We start from the raw sequence: 14,497 nt of genomic DNA, 5'->3' as shown, positions 1-14,497 counted from the left end.
AAAACCTAATCAACTAATCCATTACGCTTTAAACCGCGTCTAACATTTTTGCACAATTTACCAACGCGGTTTAATTCATCAAATGTTGGCGCGGTGCCCCTGTTAACTTGATCTTCCCAATAGCAAAGTTCACCATCGACTAATTCTAATAATTTCTTCGGGCAACCTTCACAAGAGTCACCACAGATACTGCTCTCTGGTTCGTAGAAAGGAAAAACACCGCGTACTTCTTCAATAAGATTTATCATTGCGCTAGAGAGATTAGGTTTGTGACTCATAACTTTTTACTCATAAAGAGACCAACTAAGAACGACAAGAAAAGCGTAACTTAAGAATGGGAGAGCTCTGGAGGTGAGATTATAACGCCCCACCCCGCAATAAAAATTGATATTGGTCATGACTAGATGGAAAATTTCACGGCCACTATCAACCGCTATTACCTAAGATTTCATGTGCGATATCAGCCAATGTTCTAATACTGCGCTGAATATCAACTTTAGGATCACAGGCACAGTTAATGCGGATACAGTGGTCAAACTTATTCGTTGCACTGCTTAACTGCCCAGGGATCACACCAATACCCATCTTAATCGCTTTAAGATGCAGCTGATGTCCATCGATACCTTTGGGTAATACCACCCACAAAATACATCCACCTTGTGGACTTGATACCAGTGTTCCCTCAGGAAAGTATTGGCGGATAAAAGATTGGATCAAATATACTTGTTTGGCGATCTTCGTCGTCAATTGACGAACATGACGTTCATATTTGCCACTGTTATAAAACTGAGCAACGACAATCTGCGAGAATTGCGGGGCACTGATATTAGTAAAAGTCTTAAAATAAGAGACTTCTTTGTAATATGCCCCGGGCGCAATCCAGCCTACTCGTAATCCTGACGCAATAGTTTTAGACACGGATGAGCAATACAACACCATGCCTTTTTTATCGAATGCCTTGCAGGGTTTTAAGCGCGAACCATCAAACGATAAATCACCTAACAAATCATCTTCAATTAACGGAATATCATGAGTCGACAATAGCGCCACCAGCTTTTTACGGTTGGCCTCCGGCATACACGAACCCAGCGGATTACTGTAACTTGGTACCACAAGTACCGCCGAAATTTTCCATTGCTCTAACGCTAACTCTAACGCTTCTAGACTCATTCCCGTCACCGAGTGGCAAGGTATTTCTAACGCTTTATACCCTAATGATTCAATTAATTGCAATGAACCGACAAAACCTGGCGACTCCAACGCAATTGTTGCACCCGGTTTCGCCACGGCACGTAAACACACCGATAAGGCTTCTAAGCAACCATTGGTCACGATAATATCGTTTGAGGTAACCTGACAACCCGATTCATTCATGCGCTTAGCTAATACGTCACGTAATACAGCATTACCGGCAGAAAACTGAACTTCAACAATATCTGACATGTGATGCTTAATCACTTGATTGGCTATTTTTTGTAATGCGGGGGTCGGCATAAAATCACTCGACGGGTATGAGGTGCCCATATTGATAACATCAGGCGCTCCGCACTGATGAAATATCTGACTGGCTAACTCATGGATCTTCACCGACTTAGGTTTCATCGGGATAATTGGCTGCTCAATAACCACCTCGGTACGGGTCTTAAAACACACGTAATAACCCGATTTAGGTCGCGCTTCAATAAGGCCTATTATCTCAAGTTCTTCAACCGCCCTTTGAATGGTCGTAATGCTTACTTTTCGCTTTACTGACAAGGCTCTGAGTGAGGGTAATTTGTCACCTGGTAAATATACACCTTGATGAATAAATTCACGTAAATCATCAGCTATTTGCTGATATAACAATACTTTAGTCATTTATGCTTGCTGCTTTTATTATTGATGAGTAATCGATGAGTCATAAACCAGTACAGTTTACGCGTTTACTCACCAGTACAGTGACAGATTAGCACGACTGTACTGGTTTATTTATCGTTTTACTGAATCTGTACCGCAAGTTTTATTAAGGTTAATCTAAACATCAATCGAATAACACAGCGGTAGGCCGTAATTATGAACTCATCTTTAGCAATTGATCCGACACCAAAATATGTTTCACACAAGCCAGATCAGCACGGGTACATCAATTATAGCGATGAGGAAAACAATACTTGGGCAACGCTCTACAATCGTCAAACACGTATTATTAAAGACCGTGCCTGTGATGAATTCATCGCGGGTATTGAACTACTGAAAATGGGCGCAGACCGCATTCCGCAATTGCCGGATATCAACCGTAAGCTAAAGAAATTAACGGGTTGGCAAGTCGAGAATGTCCCTGCTTTAATTGGTTTTGAACGTTTTTTTGAATTGCTGGCAACGAAACGTTTTCCGGCGGCTACTTTCATTCGCACCAAAGCCGACATAGACTACATTCAAGAGCCGGATATTTTTCATGAATTGTTTGGTCACTGCCCGCTACTCACCAATCAAGCTTATGCTGATTTTTCTCAGCATTACGGTGAACTGGGTTTAAAAGCCGACAAAGCAGATCGCCCTATGCTGGCACGTTTATACTGGTTTACGATTGAGTTTGGTTTAATGCAAAGCGACCAAGGTTTGAAGATCTTTGGCGGTGGAATTCTGTCATCTAAAGAAGAAACGTGCTACAGCTTAGACAGCGATATTCCCAATCGTCAACCACTGCAAGTGATAGAAGCATTCCGAACTCATTACCGTATTGATGAGTTACAAAAGAATTACTTTGTGATTAACCAGCTATCCGATTTACAACAATTAATTAAACTCGATTTAATTGCCTTGATAAAAGAAGCCAAAATATTAGGCATGAAACCTTCGGCTTATACACCGAAAGAAGATGCGGCTTGTTAAACCCTGACATAACAAATAATCGTGAATCCTATTTAAAACCTTATTTAACACCTTAATTAAAACGAGAACACAGCCATGACAGAGTTAAATTTACAAAGTTGCCAAGCATGTCGCGCCGATGCACCAAAAGTCAGTGACGCAGAGTTAGCCGTATTAATTAACCAGATCCCAGATTGGGCAGTGGAAGTACGTGACAACATTATGCAGTTAGAGCGTGAATTTAAGTTTAAAAACTTTAAACAAGCGATCGCATTTACTAATCGTGTAGCGGAGTTGGCTGAAGCAGAAGGCCATCATCCTGCGCTATTAACAGAATGGGGTAAAGTGACGATCACGTGGTGGTCACACAGTATTAAAGGATTACATAAGAATGATTTTGTGTGCGCGGCTAAGACAGATAAATTACTAGCAGACTAAATAACAATAAATAGCGTCCAACGAATATATCCAAGTTACTTCAAAATGCTATACCAGAGACGAGCAGAGATATCAGAACAAAGCGCAATATGTAAATAATGGTTATCCCATTTTCAAATATTGTAACGCTATGCTGTTATTCCTGCTCACCTCCCGTAGAGATTCGCTGGATATACTATTAAGCTTCTTCAGTGATGCTTTTAGGCCAAGCGTTAAACACCGCTTTCACTAAGGTCGCTAATGGGATCGCAAAAAACACGCCCCAGAATCCCCACAAACCACCAAATAACAATACCGACATAATGATCGCGATAGGGTGTAGATTCACCGCTTCAGAGAACAGAATTGGCACTAACAAATTGCCATCAAGTGCCTGAACAACCCCATAAGCAATCATCATATAAGTGAATTCTGGCGTTAATCCCCACTGGAATAAACCCACGACTATCACTGGAACCGTCACCGCGGCAGCACCAATGTAAGGAATTAATACCGAGAAACCAACCAATACAGCAAGCAGCGCCGCATATTGTAAATCGGTAAAGAAGAACACCAACCAAGTGCTAAAACCAACAATGATAATTTCAAATACCTTACCACGAATATAATTGGCAATTTGACCATTCATTTCGGTCCAAACTTCCATCGCAAGCCGACGATTCTGCGGCAATATTTTCACTAAACTGTTCACCAAAAGACGCTTATCTTTAAGCATAAAGAACACTAATAGCGGTACTAAAATTGAGTAGATCAAGATCGCGGCAAGATCAAATAACGACGCAAAAGAAGCGCTAACAATCGCTTCACCAGACCCAACGATATGTTCCTGCAAAGTCAGTAACGCCGCTTTGATTAATTCTTCGTTAAATACATCTGGATTTTCTTTCGGCAACATCAGTAAAAATTCCTGCCCTTCCTTAAGCATCGTTGGCATCGCTTTAACCAGGTTCACACCTTGATGCCATACGGTTGGTACCAAACCCAATGTGAGCATGACCATCATGGTGACAAATAACATTAGAATGATCACCGTGGCCCAGATTCTGGATAACCCTAAACGCATTAACTGTATTAATGGCCAATCAAGTAAATAAGCCAGTACCACAGCCACTAAAAAAGGGGTAATTAATCCACCAATAAAATAAATAACCGAAAAGCCAAATACTAACAGAAGAAATAAAGTGACTGCATGCGGGTCAGAAAAACGTTCCTGATACCAACGAGATACGACAGAGATCATAAATTATTATTGCCTTAATATTGAGTATTGAGCTGTGTTAGGGATAAATGCGGCGTTAGCTTCTTCACCTTAATGCGTAACATTAATGGCGAGTTTTCTAACTCAACGACTTCTTGACCAAGACTGATTAAAAATTTGGGTATATCTTGACGAGAACCAGGATCGGTCAGTAGTACGGTTATTTCTGTGCCAAGCTCAGCTTGCTTTAACCATAGCTTCACTTTAATAAGTGGTAAAGGGCAAGCATAGCGACTTAAGTCCAATTGCTGCATTATCTTTACCTACCTTACTAAACTAAAAGGCCAAACTAGAAATTTGCAGCCATTATCAACTGTTTTCAAGCTATACACAACCAGCTTACGCTTTGAATATGAACTAGATAGAGAACTGAATGCGCAAAAGCGGTTAACCCGAAGGTTAGCCGCTTTTGCGCATTCAACTATCTTAATTTAGCGAGGCTAATTTAACCCCGCTATCGCTAATTTAATAATTAGAAGCTGTAGCGTGCAGCTAAGTGGAAATCGTCATCCATGCCATCGACACCATTAATGCGGTATTCAGCAACAGTACGGAAGCTTTTGTTGAAGTCATAACGGACACCGAATACGAGGTCATCAACAGAGTCTGCTTTAGCCGATGATTTTGTGTCTTCAGTTTCTTGTACATTATACAAAATTTGCGCACGTAATTGTTTATTTATCTTGTATTCAGCCGTTAATTCGTAACCAGTATGGTCTTCACCTTCAGCTAAGAATTCAGAACCTTGAGAATACGTAGCAGCTAATTTAACAGGTCCCGTTTTATAGCTAGCACCCACTAAGAAGATTGATGCGTCATAATCATCTGTTGGTGAACTCGCGTTAAAACCAGCCGCAAGTGTTAGACCAAAATCAAGTTTATATGCCGCAGCTAAACCGTATGCAGCATCACTTTCTGCATCTTTACGGTTATCATCAAGGCGGTATGACGCATCTAATTGTAGTCCGCCAAATTTGTTGCTGTATTTTAATAGGCTACTGTCACGATTTGTACCATCGTGGTCTTTACCTACACCCAGATTGCCACCATATGCATTGGTATAAGCCGTATCAGTAATATCTGATACTAATGAAACAGCACCATATTGACGACCGAAGCTGAATGCACCAACGTCACTCTTAAGACCAACATACGCTAAGCGAGTTTTCGTTTTTTCTTGTTTCTCGCCATCAGCTAGATCCCACTGTAGTTCATAACGACCAAATGCCGATAGTGAGTCAGAGATGTCTGATTTTAATTTAGCGCCAATACGGATGTAAGAATCATTACCATAATTAGCATTTTTGTCTTCACCGCTAAAGTCATGCCCTGCATAAGCACGACCGTAAACGTTAACTGATTGACCGTTATCGCTATAAACTTCAGCTGCGCCAACAGTTGATGCGAATAAGCTTGGTAATACAAGTGCAAGTAATGTTTTTTTCATTTTGAATTCCATCCCATTAAAAAATATAAAATATTTTGTTGAGTAGTTACTTTAAATTTAGATTAATTCTAAGGATGAAATATGACAAAGATATGTGATAAATATGAACAAAAAATGTAAGATAAATGACAACTTTATTACGTATTACAACAGCGTAAGTATTACGTATTACAACAAATTAAGTTTTTCGACTTATCAAAGGTAACCGCACCATGCAGAACAACAGACTCAAGTATTTCCTTATCATCAGTTCAATATTAATGTTTACCAATATTCTTGTGGGTACATTAGGTGCGCATCTATGGCACTCTCAACTGGTACTGAATAACAGTGTTGCCAACTTTGCGACGGCACGAGACTATTTATTTATTCATACTTTAAGCCTGTTATTTTTGGCTTTATTGGATAATAAGTTTGTCGCGGGACGATTTAATTGGATAGCAGGACTACAACTGATAAGTATTATTACGTTCAGTGGCAGTTTAATCTTGTATGCATTAACCGGTGAGAAATGGCTAAGTAGTATCACGCCTTTCGGTGGCAGCGGCCTGATGTTGTCTTGGTTATTGTTGGTTTGGCGCGCATTCAAGATTAAATAATCGATACTGTCGCTTTCGTGGGCACGTAGATCTTCACAAATATGATAGTTGATGCACAAACTCGACCTCTTAACACACTTTAATGTTGAAAACTTTGATATGAGCGAGTATATTCAACAAAAGTTATTCAAAAACACATTTTAAGGTAATTAATTATGATGGCATTAATCTTTGCCCTATACCTAGTGAGCATGGTGTTCGCATTAAAAGGGAAACGGGTATGGTCATTCTATGGATTTATATTTTCATTGCTCGTGAGCGCATTTTGGTTTTCACATCATGCAACTGACACGCTACAAATTTTACTTTAGGATAAATAATGACTAATAATCTATCTCGCCAGTTAAATGCCCTTGGTGCTATTGCATTGTCATTAGTACTTGGATTTGCATTTTATTCACAAATTGCAGAAAACATACTAGCTTGCCCACTTTGTTTATTGCAACGTGTTGGCTTTATCGCTGTGTTATTCGGCTTATTATGTAATATAATCTTTGGCCCTCGAATGATACATTATAGCGCTATGCTTGCAGGTGCACTTTTAGGTGCAGCAGTCGCATTACGTCAAGTATCGCTACACGTAATACCTGGAACACCACACTATGGTGCTCCGTTTTTAGGCATGCATTTTTATACTTGGGCATTTATTACTTTCGCTGTAATCATTGCTGGAACCGCTATAATGATGGCTTTTTCTGCTCAATATGAAAAAGTTAAATATGTACCTTTTTCAATGCAGACTGGTATAGCTAAAATAGCTATTATCGCAGTAATCCTGATAACAGCATCAAATATGCTAAATGCATTCGCCGAATGTGGTCCATACGAGTGCCCAGGTGACCCTGTAAGTTACTGGCTATTCAGATAATAAAAAAGGGACCTCGGTCCCTTTTTTATTATCTGAATTTTAATGCTAACTTGAGTATGAAATTGTATTCCATCCTAATCAAGCTGGCTGACAATGACAGTTTCAGAGCTCGATTATCAGAAGAGTAAACTAGAACTTAGATTGAGAAGCTTGAACCACAACCACACGTTGTTGTTGCGTTCGGGTTGTTTACGAGAAAACGTGAACCTTCTAAGCCATCAATATAATCCACCGTACCGTCAACCAAATATTGCAAGCTCATCGAGTCTACAACCATAATTACACTGTTCTTTTCGATAACCGTATCACCTGGATTGATCTTTTCATCAAAGGTAAAACCGTAAGAGAAACCAGAACACCCACCACCTGTAACGTACACGCGTAATTTAAGTGCTAAGTTTTCTTCTTCAGTGATCAATTCTTTTACTCTCGCTGCCGCTGCATCACTAAAGTGAATTGGCAATACCATATCGTCTGCACTTGCTTCCACTGCGACAGGTGTAACAGCTTGTTCAACAATATTATTATCAGCCTGAGTTGCACCAACGTCTGTAAATAGTTCCATATCTGCTCTCACTTAAACTCGATTTATACGTTCAATTATCTAATACCTGACTAATTTCGTCAACTATCGTTTCTTAATGCATTATACCTAGCACTGTAATGATAGGTGATTACCCAGAGATAGAGTCACTGGTTTGTAATACCGCACTCCAGTCAAAGCTTTGTTTTAAGTTAACGCCAGAATTCCAACGATTCCCCTTTATCTTACCCACAAATGCAACGCGCTCGGGTACAAACCCCAACGGAAACTTAATTGATCCTTCCACCGCTTGGAAATAACGAAATGAGAAACTTAATTTTTGTTGTTTTTTATCCACTAATTCATTCCAACGGTACTCCACTGGTTTCCCATCGAGGCTACCGTAAAAAATTAAATCGGCAGAGGCTTTAATGTGGCGCTTTTTCTTTTGTACCTGCATTAATACAAGCTGCATAAAGTAGTAATCTTCGCTGACTTCGGGAATAAATGTCAGGCTTTCTAATTTCACGCCATTAATGACGTCTTCCGGTGCCATGATTCGTCGATAAAAAACTAACTCACGCTTTAACTCAGCATTTTCATTAAATAGCGTACGTTGCTGCTCGGTTAGCTGACCCACTAATACTTGCGAGGTTTGTAGTTCGACTTCAACTTGTGCTTTGATCTTACTCGTTTCCGCTAAGTCACTACTGAGTCGTGAAATCTCATCATCTTTCATGGTTATTTTTGCTGCTGACTCCATGCCTTTTAAATAAGAAAAGCCATAACCTAATAATATAGCGAGCGCTAATAATACGATGTAACGTGGTTTAATAATCTTAAACATGTCAGCCTTTTTCGTGATGAAGCATAAAAATAAAGCGCTATTTTAACGATTATACCGACGAAAACAAAGGCAACTTAAGTACAAGTCGCTAAAAATGTAAAAAAGCTACGTTTAAACCCCTGAATAGGTATAATAACGCCTTAAAATATTTCTAATATATCGTCTCTGACAGTAGATAAAAGGATTGCAGATGTCAAAATCAAGCCAACTTTTCACTCAAGCTCAAGTTATTATTCCTGGTGGTGTTAATTCGCCAGTGCGCGCATTCAATGGCGTTGGTGGTAGCCCACTCTTTATTCAACGTGCCGAAGGCGCGCGCATCTATGATGTAGATGGCAATACTTATATTGATTATGTTGGTTCATGGGGGCCAATGATCTTGGGTCATAACCACCCTGCGATCAAATCTGCGGTACTTGCCGCTGTTGAAAATGGCTTAAGTTTTGGTGCACCAACCGAAATAGAAGTGATCATGGCGCAAAAAGTACAATCTATGGTGCCGTCAATGGCACAAATACGCATGGTTAGCTCAGGTACTGAAGCCACAATGAGTGCGATCCGTCTCGCGCGTGGTTACACAAATCGTGACAAAATTTTGAAATTTGAAGGCTGCTACCACGGCCATGCAGATTCACTACTGGTTAAAGCTGGTTCTGGCGCATTAACGTTAGGTCAACCAAGTTCACCAGGTATTCCAGCTGATTTTGCTAAGCATACACTGACAGCAACGTTCAATGATTTAGCATCGGTTGAATCACTCTTTGCTGAATATCCAGAAGACATCTCTTGTATCATTGTAGAACCTGTTGCTGGCAACATGAACTGCATTCCACCACAAGCAGGTTTCCTACAAGGACTGCGTAGTATTTGTGATAAATACAATGCCGTACTTATCTTTGATGAAGTAATGACAGGTTTCCGTGTTGCAACGGGCTGTGCACAAGCACACTACCAAGTAGAACCAGACCTAACGACATTAGGTAAAGTAATTGGCGGCGGCATGCCAGTTGGCGCGTTTGGCGGTAAACTTGAGATCATGCAACACATTGCCCCAACAGGTCCGGTATACCAAGCGGGTACATTGTCGGGTAACCCAATTGCAATGGCGGCAGGTCTTGCTGCATTAACCGAAATTGATAAGCCAGAAGTGGCTGCGCAATTAAGTGCAAGCACCAAGCAATTAGCAGAAGGTCTTAAAGCCGCAGCTGCACGCCAAAACATCGCACTGGCTGTAAACTACGTTGGCGGTATGTTTGGTTTCTTCTTTACCGACCAAGCTGAAGTCACTGGTTTTGAAGCTGTATGTAAGTGTGATGCAGAACGCTTCAAGAAATTCTTCCACTTAATGTTAGCTGAAGGTGTTTACCTTGCACCGTCTGCATTTGAAGCCGGTTTCTTATCAACTGCGCATACCAGTGCCGATATTGAAGCAACAATTGCAGCGGCTGAACGTTGTTTTGCTAAACTAGCGTAACAATTTCGCACCTAAAAGTATGATAAAAGTACCATTTTTATCATTTTGTTAAGCCCTATTTTTAGGGCTTTTTTGTGTCTTTTTTTTACCTAGTAAAAGTACCAGCCAAAAACAAGTTAAGCTACTTTGGTTTAAATGACATAAATAGATCATTAAACATGATAATTTAACTGTAAAATGTATAATAGCCACCAAAAACAACTGCATGCAAACGGCTTTGTAAAACTTAATATTAGCGCTAAACTTTTTCCCACACAGGCTGAAAGTATTAACCGCCTGTTAATAGTGTTAGGAAATAACTAGGTTTTGACTAATACTTATTAACTAAGGACGCTTGCTGTTACTGTTGCGCGACAAATTACATAGATGAACATGGACTCATTATGAAAAAACAACTACTTGCACTAACTCTTCTTACCGGTTTTTCGAACGGCGTAGCTGCTGATATGCTTGGCACCTATTTTGGTGCTGATATCTGGCAATCAGGTGTTGACGGTACACTTAGCTACAAAGGCGATGCTTTAAGCACTAATTACGAAGAAACTTACAACTACCGTATGTATGTGAAGTTTGAACATCCAATTCCATTAATTCCAAATGCAGCAGTTAGTTTCTCAAATATCGATGTTGAAGGCTCTTCAGCGAGCAAAAAGGTTAACTTAAAAACCGTTGATTTCACCCTGTACTATGAATTCTTAGACAATGACATTGTATCACTTGATGCAGGTGTGACATGGCGTCAACTGAACGGTACTTTCGAAGATGGTTCGACTAATGTGTCATTCTCTGGTCCATTACCTATGGGTTATGTATACGGTGAAGTAGGCCTGCCTATGTTCCCATTGAAAGCCTTTGCTATGGTAAATGCGATCGGTATTACTGGTGATGTATACGGTGATGCAGAAGTAGGTTTATCTTTCATGCTAAACCCAGGTTATGTACTTGATTGGTCTATCCGCGCTGGCTACCGTATTCAACAACTTAATTTTAGTGTTGATGACGTGAAAGCTGATGCAACCATTGACGGTGCATTTGTTGGTTTTGAAGGTCACTTCTAGGTCCAGTTAATACCAACTCGTTCACATAAATAAAAACGGCGAGGTTTTTCTATCTTACTAGTAATAGTCATCATAGTAATCCTTCGCCGTTTTTAGTTCTGATATAATCTTGTTGTATCTACGCTAATTCACCACTAAGCTATCTGCACTACGTAGTTTCATATAATCACCAAATACCGTTAATGCTCCACTCGAACCAGTCAAGGTTGAGGTTTTATTATCATCACGTCCCACCCAAACCGTAACCACGTCACGATTATCTAAACCCACAAACCAACTGTCACGTAACTTATCGGTCGAACCGGTTTTGCCTGCAAAGTTAATACCTGGAAATTGCCAGCTTAACCGTCGAGCAGTGCCTTTTTTGGCCACCAGCGTCATATTATAAATAGTCAGGTCTATATCTTTACGATCGAAGCGACGCTGACCTTTCAGGTTTTGTTGGTAGACTAAATCACCTTCTTCATCAACCACCGCGACTAGACTGGTTAACTTATGATACACCCCAGCGGTCGCAATGGTCTGATACATTTGTGATACTTGGAATGGTGACATATTTAATGCCCCCAATAACATCGATGGATAGTGATTATCAACTTTCTCAACACCTAGACGTTTTAAACTTTTAATCACATTATCCACACCCAGAGCCATGCCTAAATTAACCGTTGGTACGTTAAGCGATTGCATCAAGGCTTGATACAGCGGTACTTCACCACGGTATTTACGATCATAATTTTTTGGCTGCCAGTTATTACCGTACTGGTTATTTAATCGCAGCGGTTTATCTTCTAACGGTGAATTAAGATCATAACCCTGCTCAAATGCGGTTAAATAAATGGCGGGTTTCACCACTGATCCAATCGAACGAGAAGCATCCAGCGCGCGGTTAAAGCCTGCATATTGCGTGTTACGACCACCCACTATTGCTTTGACACGACCATATTGGCGGTCGGTCACCACCATGGCGGTTTCTAATCCGGAAATATTACGAGCCTTTTCTAATCGAGGTAGACTTGTCGTGACCGCTGTTTCTGCCGCATGTTGTGCCAGCGGGTCCAAACTAGTGAATATTTTCAATCCGGATTGATCATAAAGCGCATCGCCAAACGTGGTCTTTAACTCACGGCGTAATAACGATAAAAACGCCGGTGCTTTAGTGATACTCATGTGTCCACGTGGAATAATACCCAGCGGTCGAGTAATCGCGGCGCGATATTCAGCGGTACTGATCTTGCCATTTTTGGATAATAAACGAATGATCATATCACGACGTTCAAGTGCACGTTTGGGATAGCGCCACGGATCATAAAACGACGGCCCTTTAACAACGGCAACCAAGAATGCCATTTGGTCTATGCTCAGTTCCGGTACTGGTCTGCCAAAATAAAAGTAGCTGGCTAAACCAAAACCATATACACCATCACTGTAGTTTTGACCTAAATAAACCTCGTTAAGATAGCCACTTAATACCGCATCCTTACTTAAACGATAGTTAATCAATATTGCCATGTACGCTTCGTTAAATTTACGCCAATAACTGCGCTGACGGGTTAAGAAAAAGTTTTTAACTAACTGCTGAGTCAGTGTACTGCCTCCCTGTACCGTTCGCCCAGCATTCATATTGGCAAACGCAGCACGAATAATAGCAACAGGCGATATGCCGTTATGATGGTAAAAGTTGCCATCTTCCACTAATAATAAGGTATCAATTAATAATTGTGGGTAATCTTGTAATTCTACCAAAATGCGATCTTCTTGGTTCGGCGCTTGCAGAGTATCAAGCAGCATAGGATCAAGATTGACTGAATTAAGATATTTACCGGTTTCCTGATCACGGATACTGACTAACCGATTGTCGGCAAAGGACAGAAACAACGCTTTATTCGGCTCTATGCCATCAAGGTAAGTAAAACTTCGACGCAGTAATTCGACTTTAGTCGCCGATATCGAGTATTGTCCTGCAGTACGCGGTTTTGCTACTTTCAAATAATTAAGTAACACCAGTTCTTCGACCAATTTATCGTGTGGTAAAAACATCCCTGGTTTTAGTTCTAAACTGCGTGCGTATATCTGCGCTGGGGTCTTCCAAATAGGGCCAGAAAATCGCGTTTGAATCTTACTGTCTAAATACATACCATAGAGAACAAAAAGAGCCGAAAAAGCCAAACTAAATTTAAATAGGAAAATGACAATACTGCGAGTCCAGGTACGACTGGTTGCCTTTTTCGTGTTTAGCTTCGTGGTTTTTTTGGCTGTGGATTTCTTAGTTGTTTTTTTTGCTGCAGGTTTTGCTGGTGTTTTTCGTTTGCTGACAGTTTTTTTTGTGTCATCACTTACGGGACGTTTAGCCAATGGAAAGGGTCCTAGAAATTGCATTAAATACAGTCTAATACGATTAGATAAAATAGCGTAAAAAAGAATCGTTAGTTTACCCTGTTCACTCCCCCTAACTCAACTATTGCAGCGGGGTATTTTAACTACCTGATTATGTGGCCGCGAGTTTGATCCCTAGAGCAACAAAAACAGTACCAACAGCGCGATTAAGCCAAACAGTAAAACTTTGATTACCTTTTACTTTTTTGGTTAAACGATGGGCAACAAAAATATAACCGAGTTCCACCACAAATGCGCCAATCACCACAATCAAACCCAACAACAATAATTGCATTGAGATCGAACCATGCCCTTCACGCACAAACTGTGGTAAAAAAGCCATGAAAAAGATCGCCGCCTTGGGGTTCAGGACATCGATTAATACCCCTTGTTTGAATATTTTCCAATGCGACATTAGCGATGAAGAATCACCATCAGTATGGCCAGTGGTCGTTAATTCAATACCACCTGATGCAGTGAATGCCTGCCAAGCCAAATAAATAAGATAACCCACACCAATGATTTTAATGAGTATAAAAGCATAAGCGGAAGAAACGATGATCGCTGATAAACCTAATGCTGCGGCAGCTACGTGCACCAAAGCACCAGAACAAGCCCCAGCGGCGGCAACTACGCCCGTTTTACGACCATGGCTAACCGTCTTAGTCAGTACAAATATCAGATCCGGTCCCGGTGTCATATTTAGTGCTAATGATGCGGTGAGAAACATTGCCCAGTAACCAATATCCATCTGATCTT

General features: G+C 40.6%; 16 protein-coding genes. 7 read left to right on the top strand and 9 right to left on the bottom strand.

Translation table 11 applies throughout. The features are described from left to right. Positions 1-5 precede the first annotated feature (5 nt). Together AKG98_RS00325 and AKG98_RS00320 are read right to left on the bottom strand one after the other, a co-directional pair. The gene (locus AKG98_RS00325; protein WP_067039643.1) at positions 6-278 is read right to left on the bottom strand and encodes a hypothetical protein; all 273 of its coding nucleotides are present in this window, start codon (positions 276-278) and stop codon (positions 6-8) included. Positions 279-426: 148 nt separating this feature from the next. Then, positions 427-1,857 carry a PLP-dependent aminotransferase family protein gene (locus AKG98_RS00320; protein WP_067039640.1) on the bottom strand — a complete coding sequence of 477 codons (1,431 nt, stop codon included), beginning with the start codon at positions 1,855-1,857 and terminating at the stop codon, positions 427-429. 195 nt (positions 1,858-2,052) lie between these two features. Here AKG98_RS00320 and phhA point away from each other — a divergent pair, with 195 nt between their 5' ends. Both phhA and AKG98_RS00310 read left to right on the top strand, forming a co-directional pair. After that, a complete protein-coding gene (phhA, locus tag AKG98_RS00315) occupies positions 2,053-2,871 on the top strand; it encodes a phenylalanine 4-monooxygenase (protein ID WP_067039636.1) in 819 nt (272 codons plus the stop codon). 75 nt (positions 2,872-2,946) lie between these two features. Further along, a complete protein-coding gene (locus tag AKG98_RS00310; protein WP_067039633.1) occupies positions 2,947-3,288 on the top strand; it encodes a 4a-hydroxytetrahydrobiopterin dehydratase in 342 nt (113 codons plus the stop codon). 178 nt (positions 3,289-3,466) lie between these two features. On the opposite strand, the gene AKG98_RS00305 is transcribed toward AKG98_RS00310, so the two are convergent. The 3 genes from AKG98_RS00305 to AKG98_RS00295 form a co-directional block, all read right to left on the bottom strand. Beyond that, a complete protein-coding gene (locus AKG98_RS00305) occupies positions 3,467-4,528 on the bottom strand; it encodes an AI-2E family transporter (protein ID WP_067039630.1) in 1,062 nt (353 codons plus the stop codon). 14 nt (positions 4,529-4,542) lie between these two features. Beyond that, on the bottom strand, positions 4,543-4,800 hold the full coding sequence (locus AKG98_RS00300; protein ID WP_067039627.1) for a sulfurtransferase TusA family protein: 258 nt from the start codon (positions 4,798-4,800) through the stop codon (positions 4,543-4,545). A gap of 218 nt (positions 4,801-5,018) precedes the next feature. Beyond that, on the bottom strand, positions 5,019-5,993 hold the full coding sequence (locus tag AKG98_RS00295; protein WP_067039624.1) for a porin: 975 nt from the start codon (positions 5,991-5,993) through the stop codon (positions 5,019-5,021). 212 nt (positions 5,994-6,205) lie between these two features. On the opposite strand from AKG98_RS00295, the gene AKG98_RS00290 reads away from it, so the two are divergent. The 3 genes from AKG98_RS00290 to AKG98_RS00285 all read left to right on the top strand — a co-directional run bounded on the left by AKG98_RS00290 (position 6,206) and on the right by AKG98_RS00285 (position 7,460). Next, positions 6,206-6,592, top strand: coding sequence for a DUF423 domain-containing protein (locus AKG98_RS00290; protein ID WP_067039621.1), 387 nt, complete (start codon positions 6,206-6,208; stop codon positions 6,590-6,592). 155 nt (positions 6,593-6,747) lie between these two features. Continuing rightward, positions 6,748-6,903: a DUF5993 family protein gene (locus AKG98_RS22405; RefSeq protein WP_198155361.1), complete on the top strand. Its 156-nt coding sequence runs from the start codon at positions 6,748-6,750 to the stop codon at positions 6,901-6,903. An 8-nt stretch (positions 6,904-6,911) separates the two neighbouring features. Continuing rightward, the gene (locus AKG98_RS00285; RefSeq protein ID WP_067039618.1) at positions 6,912-7,460 is read left to right on the top strand and encodes a disulfide bond formation protein B; all 549 of its coding nucleotides are present in this window, start codon (positions 6,912-6,914) and stop codon (positions 7,458-7,460) included. Between the two features lie 136 nt (positions 7,461-7,596). Here AKG98_RS00285 and erpA read toward each other — a convergent pair whose 3' ends face one another. Beyond that, entirely contained in the window at positions 7,597-7,929 is a 333-nt protein-coding gene (gene erpA, locus AKG98_RS00280) for an iron-sulfur cluster insertion protein ErpA (RefSeq protein WP_198155371.1), read from the bottom strand. Between the two features lie 205 nt (positions 7,930-8,134). Beyond that, the gene (locus tag AKG98_RS00275; RefSeq protein ID WP_067039612.1) at positions 8,135-8,830 is read right to left on the bottom strand and encodes a DUF6776 family protein; all 696 of its coding nucleotides are present in this window, start codon (positions 8,828-8,830) and stop codon (positions 8,135-8,137) included. 190 nt (positions 8,831-9,020) lie between these two features. Between AKG98_RS00275 and hemL the strand changes: the two genes are divergently transcribed. Both hemL and AKG98_RS00265 read left to right on the top strand, forming a co-directional pair. Further along, a complete protein-coding gene (gene hemL / locus AKG98_RS00270) occupies positions 9,021-10,304 on the top strand; it encodes a glutamate-1-semialdehyde 2,1-aminomutase (protein ID WP_067039608.1) in 1,284 nt (427 codons plus the stop codon). 383 nt (positions 10,305-10,687) lie between these two features. Further along, positions 10,688-11,362 carry a TIGR04219 family outer membrane beta-barrel protein gene (locus tag AKG98_RS00265; RefSeq protein WP_067039605.1) on the top strand — a complete coding sequence of 225 codons (675 nt, stop codon included), beginning with the start codon at positions 10,688-10,690 and terminating at the stop codon, positions 11,360-11,362. A gap of 123 nt (positions 11,363-11,485) precedes the next feature. Here the strand turns inward: AKG98_RS00265 and mrcB are convergent, their stop codons facing one another. Both mrcB and AKG98_RS00255 read right to left on the bottom strand, forming a co-directional pair. Further along, on the bottom strand, positions 11,486-13,717 hold the full coding sequence (gene mrcB / locus AKG98_RS00260) for a penicillin-binding protein 1B (RefSeq protein WP_067039602.1): 2,232 nt from the start codon (positions 13,715-13,717) through the stop codon (positions 11,486-11,488). Between the two features lie 133 nt (positions 13,718-13,850). After that, a complete protein-coding gene (locus AKG98_RS00255) occupies positions 13,851-14,489 on the bottom strand; it encodes a LysE family translocator (protein ID WP_067039599.1) in 639 nt (212 codons plus the stop codon). Between the last annotated feature and the right edge of the window lie 8 nt (positions 14,490-14,497).

The organism is Moritella sp. JT01, assembly GCF_001574435.1.
GTDB lineage: Bacteria > Pseudomonadota > Gammaproteobacteria > Enterobacterales > Moritellaceae > Moritella.
Note: the sequence above shows the minus strand (reverse complement) of the source record. Positions and strands in the feature narration are given on the sequence as shown.

Excerpts from the sequence above, each read along its gene's own strand:
- AKG98_RS00325 (WP_067039643.1), bottom strand. The coding sequence starts at position 278 with ATGAGTCACAAACCTAATCTCTCTAGCGCAATGATAAATCTTATTGAA.
- AKG98_RS00320 (WP_067039640.1), bottom strand. The coding sequence starts at position 1,857 with ATGACTAAAGTATTGTTATATCAGCAAATAGCTGATGATTTACGTGAA.
- phhA (WP_067039636.1), top strand. The coding sequence starts at position 2,053 with ATGAACTCATCTTTAGCAATTGATCCGACACCAAAATATGTTTCACAC.
- AKG98_RS00310 (WP_067039633.1), top strand. The coding sequence starts at position 2,947 with ATGACAGAGTTAAATTTACAAAGTTGCCAAGCATGTCGCGCCGATGCA.
- AKG98_RS00305 (WP_067039630.1), bottom strand. The coding sequence starts at position 4,528 with ATGATCTCTGTCGTATCTCGTTGGTATCAGGAACGTTTTTCTGACCCG.
- AKG98_RS00300 (WP_067039627.1), bottom strand. The coding sequence starts at position 4,800 with ATGCAGCAATTGGACTTAAGTCGCTATGCTTGCCCTTTACCACTTATT.
- AKG98_RS00295 (WP_067039624.1), bottom strand. The coding sequence starts at position 5,993 with ATGAAAAAAACATTACTTGCACTTGTATTACCAAGCTTATTCGCATCA.
- AKG98_RS00290 (WP_067039621.1), top strand. The coding sequence starts at position 6,206 with ATGCAGAACAACAGACTCAAGTATTTCCTTATCATCAGTTCAATATTA.
- AKG98_RS22405 (WP_198155361.1), top strand. The coding sequence starts at position 6,748 with ATGATGGCATTAATCTTTGCCCTATACCTAGTGAGCATGGTGTTCGCA.
- AKG98_RS00285 (WP_067039618.1), top strand. The coding sequence starts at position 6,912 with ATGACTAATAATCTATCTCGCCAGTTAAATGCCCTTGGTGCTATTGCA.
- erpA (WP_198155371.1), bottom strand. The coding sequence starts at position 7,929 with ATGGTATTGCCAATTCACTTTAGTGATGCAGCGGCAGCGAGAGTAAAA.
- AKG98_RS00275 (WP_067039612.1), bottom strand. The coding sequence starts at position 8,830 with ATGTTTAAGATTATTAAACCACGTTACATCGTATTATTAGCGCTCGCT.
- hemL (WP_067039608.1), top strand. The coding sequence starts at position 9,021 with ATGTCAAAATCAAGCCAACTTTTCACTCAAGCTCAAGTTATTATTCCT.
- AKG98_RS00265 (WP_067039605.1), top strand. The coding sequence starts at position 10,688 with ATGAAAAAACAACTACTTGCACTAACTCTTCTTACCGGTTTTTCGAAC.
- AKG98_RS00255 (WP_067039599.1), bottom strand. The coding sequence starts at position 14,489 with ATGGATATTGGTTACTGGGCAATGTTTCTCACCGCATCATTAGCACTA.